The 16,035-nt window shown below is 59.0% G+C and carries 7 protein-coding genes; 2 read left to right on the top strand and 5 right to left on the bottom strand.

Annotated elements, in window-relative coordinates; all coding sequences use genetic code 11:
• On the bottom strand, window positions 1-6,279 hold a 6,279-nt coding region (locus OQ287_RS10045), incomplete at its 3' end, for a VCBS domain-containing protein (protein WP_265896335.1).
• A 301-nt stretch (window positions 6,280-6,580) separates the two neighbouring features.
• Window positions 6,581-7,768, bottom strand: coding sequence for an enoyl-ACP reductase FabV (gene fabV, locus OQ287_RS10040; RefSeq protein ID WP_250935730.1), 1,188 nt, complete (start codon window positions 7,766-7,768; stop codon window positions 6,581-6,583).
• A 139-nt stretch (window positions 7,769-7,907) separates the two neighbouring features.
• Between fabV and OQ287_RS10035 the strand changes: the two genes are divergently transcribed.
• Window positions 7,908-8,312, top strand: a complete 405-nt coding sequence (locus tag OQ287_RS10035; protein ID WP_250935728.1) for a DUF7079 family protein — start codon at window positions 7,908-7,910, stop codon at window positions 8,310-8,312.
• Between the two features lie 46 nt (window positions 8,313-8,358).
• On the opposite strand, the gene OQ287_RS10030 is transcribed toward OQ287_RS10035, so the two are convergent.
• The 3 genes from OQ287_RS10030 to ybiO all read right to left on the bottom strand — a co-directional run bounded on the left by OQ287_RS10030 (window position 8,359) and on the right by ybiO (window position 14,576).
• Complete coding sequence (locus tag OQ287_RS10030) at window positions 8,359-10,089, bottom strand: methyl-accepting chemotaxis protein (RefSeq protein ID WP_265896334.1); 1,731 nt, start codon at window positions 10,087-10,089, stop codon at window positions 8,359-8,361.
• Between the two features lie 218 nt (window positions 10,090-10,307).
• On the bottom strand, window positions 10,308-12,029 hold the full coding sequence (locus OQ287_RS10025) for a methyl-accepting chemotaxis protein (protein ID WP_265896332.1): 1,722 nt from the start codon (window positions 12,027-12,029) through the stop codon (window positions 10,308-10,310).
• Window positions 12,030-12,206: 177 nt separating this feature from the next.
• The gene (gene ybiO / locus OQ287_RS10020) at window positions 12,207-14,576 is read right to left on the bottom strand and encodes a mechanosensitive channel protein (protein WP_265896331.1); all 2,370 of its coding nucleotides are present in this window, start codon (window positions 14,574-14,576) and stop codon (window positions 12,207-12,209) included.
• A 243-nt stretch (window positions 14,577-14,819) separates the two neighbouring features.
• Between ybiO and OQ287_RS10015 the strand changes: the two genes are divergently transcribed.
• Window positions 14,820-16,007: an NAD(P)/FAD-dependent oxidoreductase gene (locus tag OQ287_RS10015; protein WP_265896330.1), complete on the top strand. Its 1,188-nt coding sequence runs from the start codon at window positions 14,820-14,822 to the stop codon at window positions 16,005-16,007.
• Window positions 16,008-16,035: the final 28 nt, after the last annotated feature.

Below are 16,035 nucleotides of genomic sequence, written 5' to 3'. Positions count from 1 at the left end.
GTAACTCCAGTTGCCGCTCTCGTCGATGCCGAAGGTGCCATAACTGCCGGCCGTGTCAGTCTGCGGCTGGAAGCCGGCCTGGCCACTGTCGGTATCGGTGGCGGTCAGGGTGCCGGAGGTGGTCAGCGCCGTATCTTCGGTGACCGTGCCACTGTCGCTGCCGGTAACGACGGCGGCGTCATCCGTGCCGTTGATCGTGACGGTGACGGTCTCGCGGTCCCCGCCGGCGGTGATGACAGTAAAGGTCTCGGTCAGTGTGTCGCCGTCGCCCAGGGCCTGGACAGCGCCGTTGGTGTTGTCGAGCTGATAGGACCAGTTGCCGGCCTCGTCGATGGCGAAGCTGCCGTAGCTGCCCGCAGTAGCGGTCTGCGGCTGGAAGCCGGCCTGGCCACTGTCGGTATCGGCGGCGGTCAGGGTGCCACTGGTCGAGAGCACGGTGTCTTCGGTGACCGTGCCACTGTCGCTGCCGGTAACGACGGCGGCGTCATTGGTGCCGTTGATCGTGACGGTGACGGTCTCGCGGTCCCCGCCGGCGGTGATGACGGTAAAGGTCTCGGTCAGTGTGTTGCCGTCGCCCAGCGCCTGGACGTCACCGTTGGCGTTGTCGAGCGTGTAGGCCCAGTTGCCAGCGGCGTCGATGGCGAAGCTGCCGTAGCTGCCCGCGGTAGCGGTCTGCGGCTGGAAGCCGGCCTGGCCACTGTCGGTATCGGTGGCGGTCAGGGTGCCACTGGTGGTGAGCACCGTATCTTCCGTCACGCTGCCGGTCTGCACGCCGGTAATCTCGGCGGCGTCATTGGTGCCGTTGACGGTAATGGTGACGGTCTCGCGGTCCCCGCCGGCGGTAGTGACGGTGAAGGTCTCGGTCAGTGTGTTGCCGTCGCCCAGCGCCTGAACGTCGCCGTTGGTGTTGTCGAGCTGATAGGACCAGTTGCCAGCGGCGTCGATGGCAAAGCTGCCGTAGGCGCCGGTGGTGTTCGGTTGCGCCACGAACGTGGACTCACCCGCATCGGTATCGATGGCGGTCAGGGTGCCGGAGGTGGTGAGCACGGTGTCTTCCGTCACGCTGCCGGTCTGTACGCCGGTAATCTCGGCGGCGTCATCCGTGCCGTTGACGGTAATGGTGACCGTCTCGCGGTCCCCGCCCGCGGTGATGACGGTGAAGGTCTCGGTCAGTGTGTTGCCGTCGCCCAGCGCCTGGACGTCGCCGTTGGCGTTGTCGAGCGTGTAGGCCCAGTTGCCGGCCTCGTCGATCGCGAAGCTGCCGTAGGCGCCGGTGGTGTTCGGTTGCGCCACGAAGCCGGACTGGCCACTGTCGGTATCGGTGGCGGTCAGGGTGCCGGAAATGGTCAGCGCCGTATCTTCCGTCACGCTGCCGGTCTGCACGCCGGTGATCTCGGCGGCGTCATTGGTGCCGTTGACGGTAATGGTGACGGTCTCGGTATCACCACCGGCGGTAGTGACGGTGAAGGTCTCGGTCAGTGTGTTGCCGTCGCCCAGCGCCTGAACGTCGCCGTTGGCGTTGTCGAGCTGATAGGACCAGTTTCCAGAAGCGTCGATGGCAAAGCTGCCGTACGTTCCAGCCGTGCCCGGCTGGGCGACGAACGCGGACTCACCCGCATCGGTATCGGTGGCGGTCAGGCTGCCACTGGTCGAGAGCACGGTGTCTTCGGTGACCGTGCCACTGTCGCTGCCGGTAACGACGGCGGCATCATCCGTGCCGTTGATCGTGACGGTGACGGTCTCGCGATCGCCGCCGGCAGTGATGACGGTGAAAGCCTCGGTCAGTGTCTTGCCGTCGCCCAGGGCCTGAACGTCGCCGTTGGTGTTGTCGAGCTGATAGGACCAGTTGCCAGCGGCGTCGATGGCGAAGCTGCCGTAGCTGCCCGCGGTAGCGGTCTGCGGCTGGAAGCCGGCCTGGCCACTGTCGGTATCGGTGGCGGTCAGGGTGCCACTGGTCGAGAGCACGGTGTCTTCGGTGACCGTGCCACTGTCGCTGCCGGTAATGACGGCGGCATCATCCGTGCCGTTGATCGTGACGGTGACGGTCTCGCGATCGCCGCCGGCAGTGATGACGGTGAAGGTCTCGGTCAGTGTCTTGCCGTCGCCCAGGGCCTGAACGTCGCCGTTGGCGTTGTCGAGCTGATAGGACCAGCTTCCAGAGGCGTCGATGGCGAAGCTGCCGTACGTTCCAGCCGTGCCCGGCTGGGCGACGAACGCGGACTCACCCGCATCGGTATCGGTGGCGGTCAGCACACCACTGGTAGTAAGCACGGTGTCTTCGGTGACCGTGCCACTGCCGCTGCCGGTAACGACGGCGGCGTCATTGGTGCCGTTGACGGTAATGGTGACGGTCTCGCGATCGCCGCCGGCGGTGATGACGGTGAAGGTCTCGGTCAGTGTCTTGCCGTCGCCCAGGGCCTGAACGGCGCCGTTGGCGTTGTCGAGCTGATAAGACCAGTTGCCGGCCTCGTCGATGGCGAAGCTGCCGTAGGCGCCGGTGGTGTTCGGTTGCGCCACGAACGTGGACTCACCCGCATCGGTATCGGTGGCGGTCAGCACACCACTGGTGGTGAGCACGGTGTCTTCGGTGACCGTGCCACTGCCGCTGCCGGTAACGACGGCGGCATCATCCGTGCCATCGATCGTGACGGTGACGGTCTCGCTGTCCCCGCCGGCGGTGGTGACGGTAAAGGTCTCGGTCAGCTGATCGTTCTCGCCCAGCGCCTGGACGTCACTGTTGGCGTTGTCGAGCGTGTAGGCCCAGTTGCCGGCCTCGTCGATCGCGAAGTTGCCGTAGGCGCCGGTGGTGTTCGGTTGGGCGACGAACGTGGACTCACCCGCATCGGTATCGGTGGCGGTCAGGGTGCCGGAGGTGGTCAGCGCCGTATCTTCGGTGACCGTGCCACTGTCGCTGCCGGTAACGACGGCGGCGTCATTGGTGCCGTTGACGGTAATCGTCACGGTCTCGCTGTCGCCGCCGGCGGTGATGACGGTGAAGGTCTCGGTCAGTGTGTTGCCGTCGCCCAGGGCCTGGACAGCGCCGTTGGCGTTGTCGAGCTGATAGGACCAGTTGCCAGCGGCGTCGATGGCAAAGCTGCCGTAACTGCCCGCGGTAGCGGTCTGCGGCTGGAAGCCGGACTGGCCACTGTCGGTATCGGTGGCGGTCAGGGTGCCGGAGGTGGTGAGCACGGTGTCTTCGGTGACCGTGCCACTGTCGCTGCCGGTAATCTCGGCGGCGTCATCCGTGCCGTTGATCGTGACGGTGACGGTCTCGCGATCGCCGCCGGCGGTAGTGACGGTGAAGGTCTCGGTCAGTGTGTTGCCGTCGCCCAGCGCCTGGACGTCACCGTTGGCGTTGTCGAGCGTGTAGGCCCAGTTGCCAGCGGCGTCGATGGCGAAGCTGCCGTAGCTGCCCGCGGTAGCGGTCTGCGGCTGGAAGCCGGCCTGGCCACTGTCGGTATCGGTGGCGGTCAGGGTGCCACTGGTGGTGAGCACCGTATCTTCCGTCACGCTGCCGGTCTGCACGCCGGTAATCTCGGCGGCGTCATTGGTGCCGTTGACGGTAATGGTGACGGTCTCGCGGTCCCCGCCGGCGGTAGTGACGGTGAAGGTCTCGGTCAGTGTGTTGCCGTCGCCCAGCGCCTGGACGTCACCGTTGGCGTTGTCGAGCGTGTAGGCCCAGTTGCCAGCGGCGTCGATCGCGAAGCTGCCGTAGCTGCCCGAGGTAGCGGTCTGCGGCTGGAAGCCGGCCTGGCCACTGTCGGTATCGGTGGCGGTCAGGGTGCCGGAGGTGGTGAGCACCGTATCTTCGGTCACGCTGCCGGTCTGCACGCCGGTAATCTCGGCGGCGTCATCCGTGCCGTTGATCGTGACGGTGACGGTCTCGGTATCCCCGCCGGCGGTAGTGACGGTGAAGGTCTCGGTCAGTGTGTCGCCGTCGCCCAGCGCCTGAACGTCGCCGTTGGCGTTGTCGAGCGTGTAGGCCCAGTTGCCAGCGGCGTCGATGGCGAAGCTGCCGTAGCTGCCCGCGGTAGCGGTCTGCGGCTGGAAGCCGGCCTGGCCACTGTCGGTATCGGTGGCGGTCAGGGTGCCGGAGGTGGTCAGCACGGTGTCTTCGGTCACGCTGCCGGTCTGTACGCCGGTAATGACGGCGGCGTCATTGGTGCCGTTGATCGTGACAGTGACGGTCTCGGTATCCCCGCCGGCGGTGGTGACGGTAAAGGTCTCGGTCAGTGTGTTGCCGTCGCCCAGGGCCTGAACGTCGCCGTTGGTGTTGTCGAGCGTGTAGGCCCAGTTGCCAGCGGCGTCGATGGCGAAGCTGCCGTAGCTGCCCGCGGTAGCGGTCTGCGGCTGGAAGCCGGCCTGGCCACTGTCGGTATCGGTGGCGGTCAGGGTGCCGGAGGTGGTCAGCACGGTGTCTTCGGTCACCGACCCACTGTCGCTGCCGGTAACGACGGCGGCGTCATCCGTGCCGTTGACGGTGATGGTGACGGTCTCGGTGTCGCCGCCGGCGGTGGTGACGGTAAAGGTCTCGGTCAGTGTGTTGCCGTCGCCCAGGGCCTGAACGTCGCCGTTGGTGTTGTCGAGCGTGTAGGCCCAGTTGCCAGCGGCGTCGATCGCGAAGCTGCCGTACGTTCCAGCCGTGCCCGGCTGGGCGACGAACGCGGACTCACCCGCATCGGTATCGGTGGCGGTCAGGGTGCCGGAGGTGGTGAGCACGGTGTCTTCGGTCACGCTGCCGGTCTGCACGCCGGTGATCTCAGCGGCATCATTGGTGCCGTTGACAGTAATGGTGACGGTCTCGCTGTCCCCGCCGGCGGTGATGACGGTAAAGGTCTCGGTCAGCTGCTCGCCGTTGCCGAGGGCCTGAACCGCAGCACTGTCGTTATCGAGGCTGTAACTCCAGTTGCCGCTCTCGTCGATGCCGAAGGTGCCATAACTGCCGGCCGTGTCAGTCTGCGGCTGGAAGCCGGCCTGGCCACTGTCGGTATCGGTGGCGGTCAGGGTGCCGGAGGTGGTGAGCGCCGTATCTTCCGTCACGCTGCCGGTCTGCACGCCGGTAATCTCGGCGGCGTCATCCGTGCCGTTGATCGTGACGGTGACGGTCTCGCTGTCGCCGCCGGCGGTGATGACGGTGAAGGTCTCGGTCAGTGTGTTGCCGTCGCCCAGGGCCTGAACGTCACTGTTGGCGTTGTCGAGCATGTAGGCCCAGTTGCCGGCCTCGTCGATCGCGAAGTTGCCGTAGGCGCCGGTGGTGTTCGGTTGGGCGACGAACGTGGACTCACCCGCATCGGGGTCACTCACGGAAAGCGTACCGCTGGTCGTCAGCGCCGTATCTTCGGCAACATCGCCGGTCTGTACGCCGCTGATGGTAGCTGGATCATCGGTGCGAACCACCGTGATGTTGTCGTTGGCCGAACTTGTATTGGCATTGACGTCAGTAGCCGTCACCGTAATCGACAGGTTATCCAGATTCAGGTCATCATTATTGATGGCGTCAACACCCGCCTGAGTCAGCGTGATGTCTCCCGTTACCGAATCAATGGCAAGATATCCCGCCCCATTATCGGACAATGCATAAGCAACCGGGCCACCATTGGCTGCCGTTGAAGAAGCAGTACCGATGCGCTGACCAGCCACCACACTGTCTTCCACAAGAGGATCGAGAGATAAAACGGGGATGGAGGGACCGGTGTTTTCTGTATTGTCCGCACCAATCTCCACGACTGTATCGTCGGTATTTTCAGTATCGTCTGCACCAGTATCCGCGACTGCATCGTCTGCGTTTTCAACCGGAGCATTACCGGCATCGCGCTCGGTAATGGTAGCTGACGAGCCACTATCCGCTGCATAGGTATACGTTGCCGCTTCTTCGCGACCTTCCCTGGATATTCCAAATGGCTGTGAAAAACCACCCTCTTCACCACCACCGGTATCACCGCCCGCCTCGGCACCCGCTGCGGGGCCTTCCTGTACGAGCGTGGGGTCATCCCCTCGAGCAATGGCAGCCAGCAGCTCTGCTACATCACTGTCTCCTCCGGGGATGGAAGGATTGATGATGTCCTGAGCTTCCAGCACCGTGGTACCGTCCACCAGTGATAGCAGCACTTTCTGTCCTGCGGCAACATCCAGCACCGTGCCATCTGCAAGCACCATACGGGCGCCATTAGGGGCGAAAAGCAGCGATCCGGTTTCCACCGATGCGCCGGAAATAATTACCTGGCGAGGATCAACGGTGAACAGGGCGCCATCAATGCGTTCAATGGTGATGTTAGCCATAAGGAATCCTCTCGAGGCAGGGATGGAATGACATGCAAGCAATCCGGTTCAGGAAGCGATGCCTCCCAGCACCCATTTGAAACATTTTGTTACTTTTTTTCATTAAAAAAATTAACACTATTAGTCTAATGCTTCACTACTTCAAAAAACCAGATACTGACATTCTTTATGCCGTTCAATCTGTAAAAAAACAGTACTTTAACGCCACATGAAGAGAGCGTAATGCAGGCGATTACGTTTTATATCGACAAAAAAACGCCGACCTGTCGGTCGGCGTTTGAAAAAGAGCGAGCCTGGAGGACTAAAGTGTTACAACATCGAAATCGATGTCGGGGTTAACATCCGCGTCATAGTCAACATCATTGCGCTCAAATCCGAAGAGCTTCAAGAACTCGCGCTTGTAATTGGCATAATCGGTCACCTCAAACAGGTTGTCATCGGTCACCCTGGGCCACAGCGCCTTGCACTCATTCTGTACGTCGTCACGAAGCTCCCAGTCATCCAGACGGAGGCGGTTCTGATCATCCGTTTCGATGGGGCCCTCGGCGTACAACCGTTCACGGTACAAACGATTCAGTTGATCGATGGTGCCTTCATGGAGCCCTTTCTCCTTCATGGTCTGATACACCATGGAGATATAAAGTGGCATGACAGGAATAGCCGCGCTGGCCTGGGTAACGACGGACTTCAGTACGGCAACGCGTGCACTGCCGCCGATTTTTTCATCAATGGCCGCCGCGGCCCGATCGAGGTCTTCCTTCGCCTTGCCCAGCGCCCCATGCCAGTAGATCGGCCAGGTAATCTCGGTACCGATATAGCTGAACGCGACAGACTGCGCGTTATCGGCCAGAACACCCGCCTCATCCAGCGCCTTGATCCAGAGCTCCCAGTCTTCGCCACCCATCACGGTGACAGTGTCATCAATCTCTTTTTGTGTGGCAGGCTCGACAGACGCCTCAATGATACGATCCTTGTTGGTATCGATCGCAGTTGAGGTATACGTCTCACCAATCGGCTTGAGCGCAGAACGAACCACTTCACCGCTGTCAGGAAGCTTTCTGACCGGTGAGGCCAGGGAATATACCACCAGGTCTATGGGCCCCATATCCTGCTTGATCAGCTCGATGGCTTTCTCACGGGCTTCGTGGGAAAAGGCATCACCATTGATCGATTTACTATAGAGCCCTTCTTCCTTGGCAAATCGGTCAAAGGCAGCCGAGTTGTACCAGCCGGCAGTCCCGGGGCGAGTCGGCGTACCGGCCTTTTCAAAAAAGACGCCCAGCGTGTTGGCACCATATCCGAAGGCAGCGGTAATACGCGCAGCCAGGCCATATCCGCTTGATGCCCCGATAACCAGCACATTTTTGGGACCATCGTTGCGTACGCCCTGCTTTCGGGTGGCCTCGATCTGTTCCTGAACATTCTTTTCGCAGCCAACAGGGTGCGTCGTTGTGCAAATGAAACCGCGAACTTTGGGTTGGATGATCACGCTGAACCTCGTTATCTGATCATTGAACGGAAGCCCTCATTGAGGATCCCGGTTAATGGCCGGTATTTTAGCGGCAAAGGGCGTATTGTGTCCGGAACCGGCCTACGCTTCAATTTTTCATGCTGGATGGATGTTGCTCATGATCGACCGTGCCACGCTACTGGCTTCCCGACAAACACTCTGGCTATCGCTCACTCGCCTGTGGCTGGACAGTGAACCAGGTATCAGGGACTACGAACAGATGGCTGAGGAAATCCTTCGCCATGACTATACGCATAAACAGCTTGAATGGATTTATCGCATCGAAATGGCTCCTGTCATGGTGAAGTATCAGGTATCCATAACCCAGGGCTGGAAACAGTTTGAAGCACAGCGCATTCTTCCGCCGCTGGTTCGGCACACGGAACGACTTACCCCGATGAAACGCCGCTTCTGGCTCCTGTTTTCAGGGCTGACCACCTCACTGTCCCGCCACCGATGGGTAACACTGATGCAGGAAGTTCAGCACCAGCAAGCGATGGCCACCAGGGATATCGACACATGAAAAAGCCCGCTCAAGGCGGGCTTTTTCATGTCACAGCCATCACTATCTAGAATGTTTCCCAGTCATCATCACCGGCAGCCACCGGCTGAGGCGCGGATTTTGAAGATGTTTTGGCTGGAGCGGCAGCCCGCACGGGCGCTGACTTTCTGGTACCAGTAGATACAGAGGGGCGAGGCGAAGCACTTTCCGAAACAGGTACAGGAGCCACCCTTCCCTGCGGCACATCGTGCTGATGCGTTCGGAATACAGCGACCTGCCGGATCAGCTGATCGGCCTGCTCCCTGAGGCTATGACCGGCAGCAGCAGACTGCTCAACAAGTGCCGCATTCTGCTGTGTTACGCCGTCCATCTGGGAAATGGCCAGATTGACCTGTTCAATGCCTGATGCCTGCTCTCGCGTGGCATGATTGATTTCGCCAACGAGGCTATTGACCTGGTGAGCACTGGCCAGAAGCTCTTCGAGGGTTTTTTCGGACTGCCCGACAAGCACCACGCCGCTTTTGGCCTTCTCGACATTCTGCGCTACCAGACCACGGATATCCTGCGCAGCCGTGGCTGAACGAGTTGCCAGATTCCGCACTTCAGACGCTACTACGGCAAAGCCTCGACCCTGCTCACCGGCACGGGCTGCTTCAACCGAGGCATTCAATGCCAGCAGGTTGGTTTGAAAGGCAATGCTGTCGATCAGCCCGATAATATCCTCGATACGCGCGCTGGAATCATTGATTTCGTTCATTGCCTTGCGGGTACGACCGATGGCCTCACCACCTTCACGGGCCTGATTGTTCATCTGCTCGACCAGAGTTGACATGCTGTCCATGCTGTCACTGTTCTGGCGCACGGTTGACGTCATCTCCTCCATGGAGGCCGCCGTTTCCTCAAGGCTGGCAGCCTGCTCCTGAGTCCGGCTGCTCAGGTCATCGTTACCGTTGGAGATTTCGCTCACTGCACTATGCACGGATTGTGTACTTTCACGTACACCGTTGACTATCGAGACCAGTCGCGCCTGCATGCCCTTCATGACGTTGAGCAGCTGGCCGAACTCATCTTCACGCTTGATGGTAATACTGCGCGTCAAATCGCCCTGTTCAATGGCAGCGGCAATGTCCTGGGCCTGCGCAAGCGGCTTCAGAATGCTGCGTACCAGCCAGACACCCATTACAGCCGAAAGCACAAGCGCCAGCGCAATTGCGCCAAAGATCAGCCTGGACAGGAAAACATAATCTTCCTGGCCGGCCTCGTAATCCGCCTTGATGGAAATATCATCCTGGGCAGCCATGGCATCCGACGCTTCAACAAAGCCTCGATAGGCGGGTGAGACCACGTTGTTGCCAATATCGGTGGCCTGATCAAAGTCACCAGCCCTCATCAACCCGATGACCTTTCCATAGGCGCCCCAGAATTGATCAAGATTGGACTGCATGTCCTGCTTCAAGGGCACAGGCCTATCAGAAGCCTCGGCCAGTGCCAGGTAACGCTGCCAGGCGGCCCGGGTGTTCGTTTCCATCTCCTGAATCACCTGTTCAGCACGGTCAAATCTGGCTTCATCGCGATACCCATATGCCGCAAGCACTGCAATACGTGCCTGAAACAGATCAGTGGTAATGGCACCCATCGTTTGCTGCTTTTTCATTTCAAATTCGTAAAGGTCCTTCCTGCTTTCATTGCTGGCTTCAAGACATAACTCGGCCAGCACAGCCACTGCCGTAAGAAGAATGGTACTCACGGCCAGCGTTAGTACGAGCCTGATTTTCACACTTTTGTTGAGTCCCAGCATATCGTGCACCGCCGTTATCGTTTAAGTATCGTTGACCAGTTGATTCAAGGAAATGTCATCCCGCTGATGAGTTATCGGACCATCCGAAACAGTCTTTACATCGAAAATGGAAAATGTTAGCCAACTACTTTGAACGAGACGCCTCGATAAGAAAAAATGCTATAAAAACCAAAAAAATAGCCGCCCGTGGGCGGCCATGAATAGTTTCGATTACGGGTTTAAAAGGTTTCCCAGTCATCCTGACTGGCCGGTACGCTACGTTCAGGTGCCTTGCGCGGCGCATCGGGAGCGGGTCGACCTGGCGTATCATGCGTGCTTGTGGAAACAACACGTTCGGAGCTTGCCCTTTCAGGCGCCACCCTGTTCGGAGATGGCGTTAACTGCTCATCATCAATCCTGAAGAAATCGATCAATTCACGCAGGGCCTGCGCCTGCTCGGACAATACCTGGCTGGACGCCGCGGCCTCTTCCACCAGTGCCGCATTTTGCTGGGTAATACCATCCATTTCGCTGACAGCGATATTGATTTGATCGACCCCCTGAGACTGCTCCCGACCGGCAGCAGCCATTTCACTCATAAGATCATTAACGCGCTCGACATTCTGGACGATCAGCTTCAAGGAACCTGAGGTCATTTCCACCTGCTCCGCGCCCTCCTGCACACGCCCCACGCTTTCAGTGATAAGCGAGCGTATCTCCTGGGCGGCCGTGGCCGAGCGATTCGCCAGGATACGCACCTCGGAGGCAACCACGGCAAACCCACGCCCCTGCTCACCTGCTCGCGCAGCCTCTACCGAGGCATTGAGGGCCAGCAGATTGGTTTGAAACGCAATATCGTCCATGACACTGACAATCGATACGATCTGATCACTGGATTCACGGATGGAGCCCATCGCCGACATCGCACGTCCCACGACCTTGTCACTCTCGCGTGTCTGACTGGTCACGTCCTGCACCAGTCGCTCTGCCTGGCGTGTATTTTCACTGTTATGACGGATTGTTGACGTGATCTCCTCCATCGAGGCAGCTGTCTCCTCCAGGCTGGAAGCCTGCTCCTGAGTCCGGGTACTCAATTCGCTGCTGCTGGAGGCCACTTCATCGGAGATGGCGGCGACGGTGTGGCTGCTCGTTCTCGCTGAACGAATGATATCTTTCAACCTTGCCTGCATATCGACGAGCGAATGCAGTACACGGCCGAATTCATCCTGGCCCCGTGCGGCGATCCGGTAGGTCAGATCACCCTCGGCGGTTGTACGAGCGGCCTGCTCTGCGTGCATCAGAGGTCGTACAATGCTTCGAATCAACCACCCTCCCGCCGATGCACACAGCAGCAATGCCAGCAGGCAAACCACCAGAATCACATTGCGCTCGGTGCGAAAGCTCTGTTCGGCATGCTGATAGGACGCCTCTATATCCAGATTGTTGAACGCAATCATGTTTGTTGCCACTTCCTGTAACGCGATATAGAGACCGGTCTGGTCGGCGAGCCGTGCAGCATCCTGTTCGACAGCACTCTCATCACCGGCCAGAACATGCTGCGTTACCGTTGCAAAGTTATCCCAGTAACGCTCCTGAAGAGCCTGGAGCTGCTGCACATCCTTCGATTGGCGGCGCGCCGGCGAGAGCGATGCAAGGTACTTGTCCAAAAGATCACTGAAGGCTCGCTGGTCCTGTTGTCCGCGCGTCTCAAGCTGCTTGATGGCACTGTCATTATCGGCATTGATGGCGCCCAGCAGCATGATGTGTGCATCCTGCATTTTGCTCTGAAGGCTGGATACAAATTCGATGCGTTTTACATCCGTGTGATAGACATGATCCAGATCCTTCATGACATTGCTCATTCCCCACACACCGGCCCCACCCACAATGACCATGATGGCAAGCGTGACACCAATCACGGTGTAAAGACGTACCTTGACGCTGCGGTTCAAAAAATTCATGTGTTGTCTCCAGGGCCCGGGAAGGTAGTCCAGCGCCTTCATGATCCGTTGCTCATATTATCGAGACTATGGGTATCGGCAGACCGGACCTGCAGTGTATGGCTGTCGGGTACTGCTCATAAAAAAAGCCTCGACCCGGAGGTCGAGGCTTTTAGCGCCACGCTCTGACGAAGCGACTCAACGGTCGCCGGCGTCTCCAGCGTCATCATTATCTACATCCGGCATGCTGTTGCGGCCGGTAGTTGCCATGGGTTCCGTAGAGGCGCTCTCTTCATCTGAGGAGGCCTTTCTCTCGGAGGCATTTATCACCTTTTCACGCTGCAGCACGCGAATATTGGCGGGTGGCGCCTTGCCGTCATGATCCTCGCCAAAGTACATGGTGAGATGCGGGAACGGAATCTCGATACCCGCAGCGTCGAAATGCTTTTTCACCAGGCGATTGAAGGCACGGCCCAGTGCCCACTGCGTTCCGGGAGTGGTCTTGATCATGATCCGGATATTGACGGAACTGTCCGCCAGCGCAATGACACCCGGCACCGTCATGTCTTCCATGATGTTGCCGCTCTGCGTTTCGTCTTCCTTAAGCTCCTTGAAGGCGTCCTGCAGCTTCTCTATGGCAAAGTCCACATCCTCGCGATAGGCAATACCGTATTCACCAACGTGATAGGCAAAGTCACGCATGTAGTTGGATACGACATCCACCGAGGAAAACGGCACGACATGATAAGTTCCGGACAGGTCACGGATGCCGACAGACCGTATGGTCAGACGTTCGGCTGTACCGGTAATCCCGCCGGCGGAAACCACATCACCGGTATTCATCGCATTTTCAAGCTGAATGAAGACCCCGGTAATGACGTCCTGTACCAGCTTCTGCGCCCCGAAACCTACCGCAAGCCCGACCACACCGGCACCGGCAATCAAGGGCCCGATATTGATGCCGATCTGCGAGAGCACAATCATGATGGTCATGACGGCCAGCGCAATGGCAATGGCATTTCTGAACAGTGACAACAGGGTCTTTTCGCGTGCACTGGGCATGCGACCGTTATCACCAGGGTTCAGACGATGCTCGATAAAGCTGGCAAGGCCCGTCCATACCAGTGCTGCGATGAGCAGAATGATAGCCACATGAATGATCATGCCGATTGTATGCTGGCCTGCATCCGATGCCATCCAGCCTGGCAGGTCAAAGGCCTTCCACGCATCCATGACAACCAGCAGAACCGCGATCAGCAGCAGGGCACGTACAGCCTTGAGCGCATTGGGCACATAGGCGTTGAGGCGCTGCTCCAGCTGCGGCAGGCGCTGCCCCAGATTATTGGGAAGCTCAAGACGACGGCTCAATACACGCGTAATCATGCTTGAAATCAGCATGCCAAGGCCTACGGCAACCAGCGTCTGAAGTGTCGCTCTGGCCATGAAGGGCAGGGCCTGCTCCGGATAGACCTGACTTATGATCAAAAGTACCGTGAAGTACCCGATGGCAAACAGGTGCCATACCTTGCCCAGAATCCGCATAAGAATACCGAAGGCCCCCATGGAGGCGGCGCGGGCGCGGGTTTCAAGGCGTTGCTGCAGGTCTCGTCGATTGCCCAGAATGACTGTCAGAGCGTAAACGTACGCTACAACCATGATCAGCATATCAACCAGACGAGCCAGCGAGGGCGATACCATCCCTTCAACAAATGGAACGGCAACCATCATGCCGTAACCTACCAGGCCGGCAAGAATAGCCAGAAACCGGTTCCAGTAGCGCGCTACGCCCGAATCCATGTCGAACAGGCGAAGGCCATCATAGCGAGAGGCAAAGACCATGCGAATCAGGGCCTTGATCACCTCAACCATGGCAAAGGCATTGATGAACAGGGACTGATAGGTACCAATGCTGGCCTTGTCACCCGCCGCAAACAGCCCCAACGCATACCCGACCACAAAGGCCAGTGCAATAGCCACCAGATCAAGCACCAGACACAGGAGTACGGCGCCCAGCCGCTTAAGGACACTGGAGGCGCCCTGCTCGGAACATACCCAGGCATCAGCCCGTCGAAACAGCGGACTGATGGCCCGACGTAACAGGAAAAAGGCCACGATAGTGCCGCCGATGACGATTGCCAGACCAACCATCTGACCAGCCAGCCTGCCCCAGTCGGCCCCCTTTCCATCGGCACCGTCACCAATCGAGGTGATAGCGTCCCAGGACCCGGTCACATTGGCCGCGAGCGACTCGGCAAAGGCTTGCGTCGTATCAGCCACCTGGCGGGGCAGACCACCCAGCCCTCCATCCTCGCCTTCAGCGGCGGCCTTGTCCTGAGCCACCTCGCCGGACTTGTCACTGCCATCAGCGACCTGACGAAGCTGCTTGATCAGCTGCTGGCGTGTTTGATCATTTTCAAGCATGTCCGCCAGAGCAGCAGCATCCGGGCTGGCCGAATCCTGTTCTGCACCGGCGGGGGCAGCATGAGCGATGGGGACGGATAAGCACAGAACTGCCATCATCATGGCGAGCCAGCGCAGAATACGTGGGTAAAAGCCGTTCAGGACCACGCAACCACTCCTTTAATCATGTGGACGAAACCTCCTTGTCAAGCCGCCTGGCACATATGCCGCCAGAGGCCACCCAAGCAAAACAGGGTACCTTATCCTGACGAAAAATCCCCCCCTGTTAAACACCTTGATCTCTTCCGGGCATTCCTGTTGATGACTTGCTGCGCTCTTCCTATGGTTAAACCCGAATACGGGCTCAGGGAAATGGCCCGCCTCACTCTCGATACGACTCAAGGAGCGAGCATGAAAGACACATGCGATTATCTCATCATCGGCGGCGGCATGGTCGCAGCCACTACCGTCAAGGCGATCAGGGAAAGGGACACGCACGGCTCGATTGTCATGCTTACAGAAGAGCCCCAGGGGCCGATTGCCCGCCCGGCACTCTCCAAGAAACTCTGGACCGATCCGGACTTTACTCAGGAAGATATCTGGCTGCTGTCAGATGACGATAACGTCGCGCTCCATACGCGCACCGTGGCGACAGCCCTTGACCGGCAATCACGGACAGTCACTACGCAGGAGGGCGAAACCTTTGCATACCGCACGCTGCTGCTGGCGACAGGAGGCATGCCCAATACCCTACCCGGCCTGTCAGCCAGCCCGGAAGTTCTTTATTTTCGAAGCCTGAACGATTACCAAACGCTGAGAGAGCATGCTGCCGCTAAAAAAAGCATGGTGGTGGTCGGTGGCGGATACATTGGTTTCGAGCTGGCCGCCGCGCTGGTTCAGCAAGAGTGCAAGGTTACCCTGATCACGCCGGACGACACCCTGGGTGCCGCCTTGTTTCCGTCTGAATTTGCCAGTCATTTTGAAGGCACCTTCACCCGGCACGGCGTTACGGTCATGACCGGGTGTGAAGTAACCGAGGGCACACAGGATGACGGCGGCGTCACGGTCACTCTGGATAATGGCGAGACCGTCCATGCCGAAGTACTGGCCGCCGGACTCGGCATTTCGCCCAACACACAGCTTGCAGAGCAGGCCGGGCTTGAAGTGGAGGATGGCATAGTCGTCGATGAGCACCTGACCACCAGCGACCCGCATATCCTTGCTGCGGGCGACGTTGCCAGCTATCCGGACAAGCGAATGGGCCGACAGCGAGTAGAGCATGTGGATAATGCCAACATGATGGGGCCGGTAGCCGGTCATAATATGACAGGGAGCACCGAGCGCTATACCCATACGCCCTACTTCTATTCCAATGTATTTGATATCAAGTTTCAGGCGGTCGGCCTGGCAGACAGCCGCCTTGACGTAATCGAGGACTGGAAAACACCGATGCAGGAGGGCGCGCTTTACTATCTGGAGGGCGATCAGCTGAAAGGTGTCATGCTGATCAATCTAGAAGACCGTCTGGACCAGGCACGTGCGTTGCTCGAGTCGCCGACAATCACGGACAGCAAGACACTATCTGGAGCGCTGCATTAAGGGGCCACAGGCATCAGAGGCCTACCCA

Source organism: Larsenimonas rhizosphaerae, from assembly GCF_026240105.1.
In the GTDB taxonomy this organism is placed as follows: Bacteria; Pseudomonadota; Gammaproteobacteria; order Pseudomonadales; family Halomonadaceae; genus Larsenimonas; species Larsenimonas rhizosphaerae.
This window is presented reverse-complemented; position numbering and strand designations above follow the sequence as displayed.